9 protein-coding genes are annotated in these 10,417 nt (G+C 75.5%); 4 read left to right on the forward strand and 5 right to left on the reverse strand.

The genetic code is table 11. The features are described from left to right. Positions 1-54: 54 nt before the first annotated feature. The 3 genes from ACFU7Y_RS30985 to ACFU7Y_RS30995 all read right to left on the reverse strand — a co-directional run bounded on the left by ACFU7Y_RS30985 (position 55) and on the right by ACFU7Y_RS30995 (position 2,200). Positions 55-627, reverse strand: coding sequence for a dihydrofolate reductase family protein (locus tag ACFU7Y_RS30985; protein WP_224283895.1), 573 nt, complete (start codon positions 625-627; stop codon positions 55-57). Between the two features lie 131 nt (positions 628-758). Continuing rightward, positions 759-1,496, reverse strand: a complete 738-nt coding sequence (locus ACFU7Y_RS30990; protein ID WP_224283896.1) for an SRPBCC domain-containing protein — start codon at positions 1,494-1,496, stop codon at positions 759-761. Then, a complete protein-coding gene (locus ACFU7Y_RS30995; protein ID WP_224283897.1) occupies positions 1,493-2,200 on the reverse strand; it encodes a helix-turn-helix domain-containing protein in 708 nt (235 codons plus the stop codon). The genes ACFU7Y_RS30990 and ACFU7Y_RS30995 overlap by 4 nt, the downstream gene beginning before the upstream one ends. Before the next feature lie 222 nt (positions 2,201-2,422). Between ACFU7Y_RS30995 and ACFU7Y_RS31000 the strand changes: the two genes are divergently transcribed. From ACFU7Y_RS31000 to ACFU7Y_RS31010, 3 genes are all read left to right on the forward strand, one after another. Then, positions 2,423-3,190 (forward strand): hypothetical protein, encoded by a 768-nt coding sequence (locus tag ACFU7Y_RS31000; RefSeq protein ID WP_380770380.1) that lies wholly within the window; start codon positions 2,423-2,425, stop codon positions 3,188-3,190. 1 nt (position 3,191) lies between these two features. Continuing rightward, the gene (locus ACFU7Y_RS31005) at positions 3,192-4,838 is read left to right on the forward strand and encodes a DNA polymerase Y family protein (protein WP_380770381.1); all 1,647 of its coding nucleotides are present in this window, start codon (positions 3,192-3,194) and stop codon (positions 4,836-4,838) included. 94 nt (positions 4,839-4,932) lie between these two features. After that, a complete protein-coding gene (locus tag ACFU7Y_RS31010) occupies positions 4,933-8,196 on the forward strand; it encodes an error-prone DNA polymerase (protein ID WP_380770382.1) in 3,264 nt (1,087 codons plus the stop codon). A 32-nt stretch (positions 8,197-8,228) separates the two neighbouring features. On the opposite strand, the gene ACFU7Y_RS31015 is transcribed toward ACFU7Y_RS31010, so the two are convergent. Together ACFU7Y_RS31015 and ACFU7Y_RS31020 are read right to left on the reverse strand one after the other, a co-directional pair. Further along, positions 8,229-8,870 (reverse strand): hypothetical protein, encoded by a 642-nt coding sequence (locus ACFU7Y_RS31015; RefSeq protein WP_380770383.1) that lies wholly within the window; start codon positions 8,868-8,870, stop codon positions 8,229-8,231. Positions 8,871-8,927: 57 nt separating this feature from the next. Continuing rightward, positions 8,928-9,746 (reverse strand): TIGR03084 family metal-binding protein, encoded by an 819-nt coding sequence (locus tag ACFU7Y_RS31020; RefSeq protein ID WP_380770384.1) that lies wholly within the window; start codon positions 9,744-9,746, stop codon positions 8,928-8,930. 161 nt (positions 9,747-9,907) lie between these two features. On the opposite strand from ACFU7Y_RS31020, the gene ACFU7Y_RS31025 reads away from it, so the two are divergent. Beyond that, a partial coding sequence (locus ACFU7Y_RS31025; RefSeq protein ID WP_380770385.1) for a GAF domain-containing protein occupies positions 9,908-10,417 on the forward strand: 510 nt, incomplete at its 3' end.

Here is a 10,417-nt window from a genome sequence, read left to right on the forward strand (position 1 = left end):
GGGCGATCAGGCCGCCCCGCCACGCCCGCGCTCTCACCGGAAAGGGGGGAACGGTCAGCGGACGACGTCGAAGACCTGCTTCTGGATGCCGTTCCCGTACGCCTCGTACTCGACCAGCTTCAGCTTCTGGGCGTCCTTGTCCGTCGCGCTGAACAGACGCTTGCCGGCGCCGAGCAGCAGCGGGAAGACGAGCAGGTGGTAGCGGTCGATCAGGCCGGCGTCCGAGAGGGCGTGGTTCAGGGTGGCACTGCCGTGGACGATGATCGGGCCGCCCTCGGTCTCCTTCAGCGCGGCGACCTCGTCGAGCGAGCGCAGGATGGTGGTCCCGCCCCAGTTCGACACCAGGTCGTCCTCGGCGAGGGTGGTGGAGACGACGTACTTCGGCAGCGTCTTGTAGCGGGCGAACTCCGCCATGTCCGGCCACACCGGGCTGAACGCCTGGTAGCTGGCCCGGCCGAGCAGCATCGCGGTGGCCTCCTCCTGCTCCCGCCCCTTGATCTCGAACGCCTCGGGGAGAAACTCGATGTCCTTGAAGGTCCAGCCGGAGTTGCGGTAGCCGGGTTCGCCGCCGGGGCCCTCGACGACGCCGTCGAGCGAGATGAAGGCGGTGCTGATCAGGGTGCGCATGGGGGGCTCCTCGGTTCTCGTACGGGTCTGCGTCTGTCGGGTCTGCCAGGCCTGCCAGGTCTGTCGGGTCCGGCAGGCCTGAAGGGTGTGAAAGGCCTGGAGGAACGCCTGAGGGCCTGAAGGCCCGAAAGTCAGGCGAGGACCCCGGCCAGCCACTGCTGCCAGGCGGCCTCGGCCCCGTCCGGAGCCGGGCCGAAGAGGTGGTGGAACATCAGCACCAGGCCGGAGCCGTGGTGGAAGGTGTAGAGCCCGTCGGCGGTGCGGACCTCGAAGCGCTCGTCGTCCGCCCAGACCACCTCGCCGTCCAACGGCGGCAGGACCGCCGGTTCGCCGTGGACCCGCGTGCCCGCGGCGACCGGGAGCGGCAGCGACAGGGCGCGGGCGAGGAGGGCCCGGACCTCCGGTTCCGGCCGGCCGGACGACGGTGCGGCGGCGAAGACGGGGACGGCGGTGCGTCCCGGGAAGTGGGCGAGGTACTCGCGGAGCGTGTGGAGGTGGAAGGGCCAGCCGCGGCGCAGTGCGTCGTACTCGTCCTGCCAGTCGTCGCCGAGCAGGCCGCTGTGGACGACGCGCAGCACGGTGGCGGCGCCGTCCCGGCCCTCGATCAGGTACTCGAAGGCCATGAACCGGCCGTCCTCGCCGGTGGCCGTACGGGTGGCCAGGCGCTTGCCGGGCTCGTAGGCGGTGACGACCGCCTCCTCGCGGTGGCCCCCGGTCTCCATGACGGCGGTGCCGCCCTCGCGCGGGTCCAGTTCGTTGCGGCCCATGAACCAGGAGTCGATCCCCGGTCCGGTGGCGATCGCCTCCCAGACCTGTTCCGGGCTCGCCGGCAGGGAGGTCTTCAGCTCGATCTCGAACGGGTGGGTCATCGTGGTTTCTCCTGATCTGCCCGGGTGCCGGCCTGTTCCGTGCCGGGTTCGTTCCGGTCCCTGCCGGGTTCGTCCTGCTCCGCTGCGGCTCCGGGCTCCGCTCCGGCTGCGGGCTGCGCGGCGGGGAGGGCGGGGATCTGGTGGAGTCCGACGACCACCCGGTGGCTGCGGCCCCCGGGGGCGGACTCGTCGTGGTAGCGGCTGACGAGGGCGGCCACGGACTGGGCCAGCTCCTCGGCGAAGGCGGCCCGGTCGGCCGCGGAGGCGAACCGCACCTGCGCGTCGATGCCGAAGGTGGCGACCCGTCGGCGGGCCCGGGAGGCGCCGGTCAGCAGGGCTCCGACCTCCTGCACCAGCCGGGAGCCGAGCGCCAGCAGCCAGCGGGCGGAGAGCTGGTCGGGGGAGCGGGCGGGGTCCGGGCTCACGGCGGCGAGGGCGCTGGGGGAGATCACGTAGGAGGCCGCGGTGGCGCGGTACACCCGTTCGGTGACGTTGCCCTTGCGGCGTTCCTCGGCGAGTTCGACGAGGCCGTGCCGCTCCAGTTCCTTCAGGTGGTAGTTGACCTTCTGCCGGGGCAGCCCCAGCCGGGCGGCCAGCATGGCGGCCGAGCCGGGCTCGGTCAGGGCGGCGAGGAGGCGTGACCGCATCGGGTCCAGCGAGGCCTCGGCCGCGGCGGGTTCTTCGATCACGGCGACTTCCAGCACTGTTCCAGCATTCAACCGACAAAAAAATTTGTCAAGGAAAAAATGCTTGTCGGTACCCGGTCGGGCGAACGCCGTCACCCGGCCGGCGTCGGACCCTCCGAGAGCGTGCACGTCGCCCAGTGGCTCCAAGTTCATCGACGGCCGCACCCCGTTGCAGGCGGGTCGGTGCCGGTGACCAGGTCGGACTTGAATCTTTGCGAACGAATGTTCGATCCTGGGTCTGTGCCCGTTTTCGAATCTGTTTTCGAATCCACCGCCGAGCAGCCCGCACGCCCCGTGCTCCGCCCGGTGGCGTCCCCGGCTGCCGTGCCCGGGGAGCGGGGGGAACGCGCGGGGCGGGCGGCGGAGTCCAGGGGGCTGCTGCCGGTGCCGTCCGCGCTGCGGGAGGTGCTGCCCGACGCCGGGCTGCGCCGGGGGACGGCGGTGTCGGTGGCGGGCGGGGACACCGGGCTGCTGCTGGCGCTCGCCGCCGGGGTGAAGGAGACCGGGGGCGGCTGGGCCGCGGCGGTCGGACTGCCGGACCTGGGGCTGGCCGCCGCCGAGGGGTACGGGCTGGACCTGCGGCGGCTGCTGGTCGCGGACGACCCGGGGCCGCACTGGGCCGAGGTGGTGTCGGTGCTGGCCGGCGCGGTCGAGCTGATCATGCTGCGCCCGGACGGTCCGGTGCCGCCGAAGCTGGCCGCCCGGCTGGCGGCGGTGCTGCGGCGCAGCGGCTGCGTGCTGCTGGTCGCCGGACCGTGGCCGGGCGCGGCACTGCGGCTGGGGGTGCGCTCCGGGCGCTGGTTCGGGCTGGGCGACGGCCACGGGCAGCTCGTCGGCCGGCAGGTGGAGGTGGTGGCCGAGGGCCGAGGCTCGGCGGCGCGCGGCCGGACGGCCCGGCTCTGGCTGCCGGACGAGCACGGCGCGGTGCGCCCGCTCCAGGAGCAGCCACAGCCAGTGGCGGAACCGGTGGCCGAGCGGACGGCACTCCGCGTGGCGGCGGTGGTCTGAGATGGCGGACGACAGGACCCCCCGGGTGCTGGTGGTCTGGTGCCCGGACTGGCCGGTGGCGGCCGTCACCGGCGACGACCCGGTCGCGGTGATCGAGGGCGGGCGGATCCTCGCCTGCTCGGCGGGCGCCCGGGCGGCCGGGGTGCGGCAGGGGCAGCGGCTCAAGCTGGCCCAGCGGCTCTGCCCGGAGTTGGAGCTGCGCGACCGCGACCCGGAGGCGGAGACCCGCCGCTTCGAGCCGGTGGTCGCGGCGGTGGAGGCGTTCACACCCCGGGTGGAGGTGATCCGCCCGGGCCTGTGCGCGATCCCGGTGAAGGGCCCGGGCCGCTACTTCGACGGTGAGGAGGCGCTGGCCGGCAAGGTCGGCAGGGCGGTGGCGGACGCCCTCGGGCAGCCGCTCGTCCCGGACGCCGTCCCGGGCGCGGTGGTTGTCGAGGAACGGCGGGCAGCCGTTCCGCAGGCCCAGGGCACAGCTGCCCCGCAGGCCCAGGGCACAGCCGCCCCGCAGGCCCAGGTCGGCGTCGCCGACGGCCTGTTCGCCGCCGTGCTCGCCGCCCGGGCCGGAGTGCTGGTCCCGGCCGGCCGGACGGCGGAGTTCCTCGCCCCGTACCCGGTGGGTGCGCTGGGCGACGAGGCGCTGGCCGAACTGCTCGGGCGGCTCGGCCTGCCCACCGTCGGGGCCTTCGCCGCGCTGCCGGCCGAGTCGGTCGCGGACCGCTTCGGCCCGTCCGGGACGGTCGCGCACCGGCTGGCCCGCGGCCTGCAGCCGCGCCCGCTGGTGCCGCGCGACGAGGAGCCGGACCTCGCCGTCGAGCAGCGCTTCGACCCGCCGGAGCCACTGGCCGAGCCGTTGGTGTTCGTCGCCCGCACACTGGCCGAGCAGCTGCACCAGCGGCTGGCCGGGGCCGGGCTGACCTGCCGGCGGGTGGCCGTCGAGGTGGCCTGCGCGGACGGCCGGACGGCCTCCCGGCTGTGGCGGCACGAGGGCCGGCTGTCCGCGACGGCGCTGGCCGAGCGGGTCCGCTGGCAGCTCCAGGCCTGGCAGGGCGCGGGCACCTTCGCGAGCGGCGACCAGGGCGGCCGGGAAGGCTTCACCCTGCTGCGGCTGGCCCCCGACGGCCTCTCCCCGGACCAGGGCCGCCAGCTCGCACTGTGGGGCCAGGCCGTCGCGGACGACCGGGTGGAGCGCGCGGTCGCCCGGGTGCAGGCGGTGCTCGGGCACGCCGGGCTGCGCCGGATCGAGCCGGCCGGCGGGCGCGGCCCGGGCGAGCAGGTGGTCAAGGTGCCGTGGGGCGAGCCGTACGAGGCGGCGGTGCCGGCCGACGCGCCCTGGCCGGGGCGGCTGCCGGAGGTGTGGCCCGCCGTGGTGCTGCGGGAGCCGGCGCCGGTGCGGGTGCTGGACGGGGCCGGGCGGCCGGTCACGGTGGACGGCCGGGCGGGGGTGTCGGCCCGGCCGGCCCTGGTCGTGGTCCGGGGCCGGGAGGAGCGGGTGGACGGCTGGACCGGGCCCTGGCCGGCGGTCGAGTACTGGTGGGACCAGTCGCTGGCCCGGCGCCGGGCGCGGTTCCAGGTTGTGGTGGGCGGCGGCCGGGCGCTGCTGCTCACCGTGGAGGGGGGTGCCTGGTACCTGGAGGCCGGCTACGACTAGCGGTCCCGGGACCAGGAAGGAGAAGGAGCAGAAGGAGGGGGAGCAGAAGGAGGGGGGAGCAGGACCAGCACAAGAACGACGAAGGCAACCCCCGATGGGCTTCACCAGCCACCCCACCCTCCCCTGGAGCGAGCTGCACCGCCGGCTGACCGGCGTGGCGCCGGACCGTACGGTGGTCCCGCTGCGCCGCCCCGCCCCGGAGCAGCCACCGGCCCCCGCCCCCGCCCCGGCCCCGGAGCCCGGGCCCGGGCCCGAGTCCGAGTGCGGGTCCGGGAAGGCCGAACCCTGGGCCGAACTGCACGTCCACTCCGCCTTCAGCTTCCTGGATGGCGCCAGCGACCCGGAGGACCTGGTCGCCGAGGCGGTCCGGCTGGGCGTGGAGACCCTCGCGATCACCGACCACGACGGCCTGTACGGCGCCGTCCGGCTCGCCGAGGCGGCCCGGGGCACGGGCCTGGCCACCGTGTTCGGCGCCGAGCTGACCCTCCGCCACGAATCAGGCGACCCCGAGCACCTGCTGGTCCTCGCCCGCGACCCGGCCGGCTACCGGCGCCTCTCCGCCGCGATCGCCGCCGCCCAGCTGGCCGGCGGCGCCAAGGGCAACCCGGTGTACGACCTCGCGGCGCTCGCCGGGGTGCACGACGGCCACTGGGCGGTGCTCACCGGCTGCCGGCTCGGCCGGGTCCCGGCAGGCCTCGAAGACGGTAGCGCCGAGCGCCGGCTCCGCACCCTCACCGAGGCGTTCGGCCGCGAGAACGTCCACGTCGAGCTGATCGACCAGTGGCTGCCCGGCGACGACCGGCGCAACGACGCCCTCGCCGCCCTCGCCGCCCGCTTCGAACTCCCCGCCGTCGCCTCCACCAACGCCCACCACGCCGGCCCCGCCCAGGGCCGCCTCGCGCAGAGCCTCGCCGCGCTGCACGAGCGCCGCACCCTCCAGGACGCGGCCGGCTGGACCCGGGCGGCCGGCACCGCGCACCTGCGCTCGGGCCGCGAGATGGCGGCCCGGCTGGCCCGCTTCCCCGGGGTGCAGCGGGCCACCGCCGAGCTCGGCCGGGCCTGCGCCTTCGACTTCGCCGGGCTGGACCCGGAGCTGCCCGGCTTCCCCGTCCCCGCGGGCGAGACCGAGATCGGCCACCTGCGCGCCCTGGTCGCGGCCGGCGGCCCGGCCCGCTTCGGCTCCGGCAACGCCGCCGCCCGCCGCCAGCTCGCCAAGGAGCTGGACGTGATCGAGGACCTCGACCTGGCCGGCTACTTCCTGATCGTGCACGACATCGTGGACTTCTGCCGGAGCCGGGACATCTGGTGCCAGGGCCGCGGCTCGGCCGCCAACTCGGCGGTCTGCTACGCCCTCGGGATCACCGCCGTCGACCCGGTCCACTACAAGCTGCTGTTCGAACGCTTCCTCTCCACCGCCCGGGACGGGCCGCCCGACATCGACCTGGACATCGAGAACCGCCGCCGCGAGGAGGTCATCCAGTACGTCTACGGCCGCTACGGGCGCGAGCACGCCGCCCAGGTCGCCAATGTGATCACCTACCGGCCCCGGCTGGCGATCCGCGACGCCGCCCGGGTGCTCGGCTACCCGCAGGGGCAGGTGGACGCGTTCAGCCGGCAGACCGACTTCCGTTCCGCCCCCGGCGCGGACGCCGTCATCCCCGCCGACGTGCTCCAGCTCGCCACCCAGCTCCACGGCCTGCCCCGCCACCTGGGCATCCACTCGGGCGGCATGGTGCTCACCCGGGAGCCGATCGGCGAGATCTGCCCCACCGAGTGGGCCCGGATGCCCGGGCGCTCCGTGCTCCAGTGGGACAAGGAGTCCACCGCCGGCGCCGGTCTGGTGAAGATCGACCTGCTCGGTCTCGGCATGCTCGCCGCCCTGCACGACGCCTGCGACCTGGTCGCGGAGCACCACGGCCTGCGCTACGACCTGGCCACCATCCCGGACGACGACCCGGGCGTGTACGCGATGCTGCGCCGGGCCGACACCGTCGGCGTGTTCCAGGTCGAGTCCCGGGCGCAGATGGCGACCCTGCCCCGGCTCAAGCCGGACCACTTCTACGACCTGGTGGTCGAGGTCGCGCTGATCCGTCCCGGCCCGATCCAGGGCGGCTCCGTCCACCCGTACCTGCGCCGCCGCGCCGGGGCGGAGCCGGCCGGCTGCCCGCACCCGCTGATGGAGAACGCGCTCGGCAAGACCCTGGGGGTGCCGCTGTTCCAGGAGCAGATGATGCAACTCGCCATCGACTGCGCCGGGTTCACCCCCTCGGAGGCCGACCGGCTGCGGCAGGCGATGGGCGCCAAGCGCTCGCACGAACGGGTCGCCCGGCTGCGCGAGCGGCTGCTGGGCGGGATGGCCGAGCGCGGCATCCCGCCCGAGGTGGCCGAGGACGTCTACGGCAAGATCGAGGCCTTCTCCAACTACGGCTTCCCGGAGAGCCACGCGATCAGCTTCGCCTACCTGGTGTACGCCAGCGCCTGGCTGAAACACCACTTCCCGGCGGCCTTCACCTGCGCCCTGCTGGCCAACCAGCCGATGGGCTTCTACTCGCCGCTCAGCCTGGTCGCGGACGTCCGGCGGCACGGCGTGCGGGTGCGCGGGGTGGACGTCAACGCCAGCGGGGCGCAACCCACCCTGGAGCCGTACCGGGGGCCGACCCCGAAACCACCGCTGACCGCCGGACGCCCGCAGCCGGCGATCCGGCTCGGCCTGGAGACGGTGCGCGGCATCGGCACCCCGCAGGCCGAGGCGATCGTGGCCGGGCAGCCGTACGCCGGCCTGGAGGACTTCGCCCGCCGCACCGGCCTGCCCGGGCCCGTCCTGGAGGCGCTGGCGACGGCGGGCGCCTTCGACTGCTTCGGGCTGACGAGACGTCAGGCACTGTGGGCGGCAGGGGCGTTCGCCGGGATCTCGGCCGAGCTGATCCCCGGCACCACCCCCGGCACCGAGGCGCCGGAGCTGCCCGGCATGAGCCCGGTCGAGGAGACCATCGCCGACCTGTGGGCCACCGGCACCTCCGCCACCAGCCATCCGCTCCAGCACCTGCGCACCCAACTGGAGCGCGGCGGCGCCCTCTGTGCGGCCCAGCTCCCGGGCGTCCCGCCGGGCACGGCGGTGGTGGTCGGCGGCCTGGTCACCCACCGGCAGCGGCCGCCGACGGCCGGCGGGGTGCTCTTCCTCAGCCTGGAGGACGAGACCGGGCTGATCAACGTGATCTGCAACCGCCCGGTCTGGGAGTCGCAGCGCCGCACCGCCCTGGACCGGGCCGGGCTGCTGGTCCACGGCCACATCGAGCGCGACCGGGGCGCCACCAACCTGATCGCCACCCGGCTCACCCCGCTCCGGGTCGGCCTCTGAGCGGGGCCCGGCGGGGCGCCCGGGGAGCGGGGTCAGGAGGCGGGCTCGTCGGCGAGGTCGAAGATCCGCGGGTAGCCGATCTCCATGAGGTCCTCGGAGAGTTCGTCGAGGTCGGTGTCCGGGTTGAGTGCCGCCACCACGGCCGGGGTGAGCGGGCGCAGCGCCAGGACGTGCTCGATCGCGGCGAGGGCCGGCTCGTGCTCCGGTTCGAAGTACTCCTCGGCCCAAGCCCGGTAGGCCTCGGCCGAGCCGTCCAGCAGCAGTTCGAAGAGGCCCTCCGCGCCTCGCTCGGCGGCCGCACCGTGCCAGGCGCCGTCCTCCGGCGCGCGCCAGAAGCAGCGGGTGACCGTCGGCCCGTCCTCGTCCCCGAAGGCGGGCTCCTCGGCGAAGCGGCGGAACTCCTCGGGCACGGCCGTGAGCAGCTCCGGGGCGTTGGGCGCCTCATGGTCGAAGCCGCGCCCGTACGTGCCGACGGGGGAGAACACCACGAACCAGTCGGCCCCCTCGCCGTCGCGCATCGAGGCCATCTCCTCGCCCCCGCCCCAGGAGGCGTCGAAGGAGTGGTACCGCGACCCCCAGTCGTCCGGGCTGAGGATCGCGTCGAGGATGGCCAGCGCGCGGCAGCGGTCGCGCAGGTCGGAGATGGCGGGCAGGCGGCTGAGCAGGTCGTTCATGCCCGCCATTCAACCCCGGGGATCCGACAGTGCCGCGCCCGGGCCCGATGGCGTGCCCTACGCCCCGGGCTGCCGCCCCTTGCCCGGCGCCCCGGCGAAGACCTGGGCGATCGGCAGCCAGGCGGTGGCGACCGGCCCGGTGGCGATGAGGGCGAGGTCGTCCCGGTGGCGGCGCTGGGTCACCAGCAGGCAGAAGTCCAGGGCCGGGCCGGCCACCACGTCCTCCGCCCCGGCCGGGCCGACGGACCAGGCCCCGCCGTCGGGCGCGGTCAGTTCGAGCCGCACCGGGCGCTCGGGCGCGGGCAGTCCGTGCAGACCGAAGGCGAAGCCCAGGGTGCGCAGCCCCAGGTGGGCGATGTGCCGCAACCGGTCGGTGGGCTCGCGGGTGACGCCGAGCGCGTCCGCGACGTCCTGGCCGTGCGCCCAGGTCTCCATCAGTCGGGCGGTCGCCATCGAGGCGGGCTTCATCGGCGGGCCGAACCAGGGCAGTCGGACGTCGGCCGGGGCGGCGGAGAGCGCGGCCGACACCTCCGCCCGTCCGGTCCGCCAGCGGGCGAGCAGCGCCGCGGGCTCGGCGGCCGCACCCAGGCGGGCTCCCTCCTCGACCGGGCCCGCGCCGGCCGCCGGCGGCTCGGCGAAGCGCCCCCCGAGCGACGCGTCGAAGCCCTCCGGGTCGCGCGCGGCCAGCACCGTCCAGTCGTCGGTCCAGGCCAGGTGGGCGATCTGGTGCGCCACCGTCCAGCCCTCGGCGGGCGTCGGACGGGCCCAGCCCTCGGGCGGCAGCCCGGCGACCAGGTCGTCCAGCACCGCGCTCTCGGCCCGCAGGTCGGCCAGCAGCCCGCCCAGGACGTCGCCCGGGGCGTTCGGGTCGGTCATTGCTTCCCCTTCCGGTCAAGGCAGTTGCCGGCGGGCGGTTGCTACCCGCCGGTAGCGCACGGCCGCACCTTACGTCCGGCCGCCCGCCGGCGTCCGCGACTCCACGAAACACGCATGTCAGGACTCTCGCCACCGGCTCCACCGCGTGTGACAATTCCGCGATGACCAGGGCTGCGGATCCCCGCTTTGCGCAACCCGTCGACGGCGCTGCGCAACCCGACGACCCCGAACTCGCCGCGCGCGCCGCCGAGCTGGTGCGGGACGCCGTGCTCGGCGACCTCGCCCGCCGGGTGGTGGCCGAGTGCGGCGCCGACGTCGGCCTGGTCGGTGTGCCCGAGCCGCTGCCCGGGAGCCGACCCGGCAGCGAGGGCATGGTGCTGCGCCACTGGGCCGGCACCCGGGCCGACCTGCTGCACGACGTACCCGTCCCGGCCGGCCTCGGCCTCGGCGGCCGGGCACTCGCCGAGCGCGCGCCCACCTGGGTGCCCGACTACCGTGCGGCGAAGACCATTTCGCACCACTACGACGCGGCCGTGGCCGCCGAGGACCTGTACGCGATGCTCACCGTCCCGCTGATGGACGGCGGCACCGTGCACGGCGTGGTGTACGCCTCGCTGCGCGCCGTCGTCCCGTTCGGGGACGTGCGGATCTCCGCGGTCGGCACGCTGGCG

The organism is Kitasatospora sp. NPDC057542 (assembly GCF_042801945.1).
Lineage (GTDB): Bacteria > Actinomycetota > Actinomycetes > Streptomycetales > Streptomycetaceae > Kitasatospora.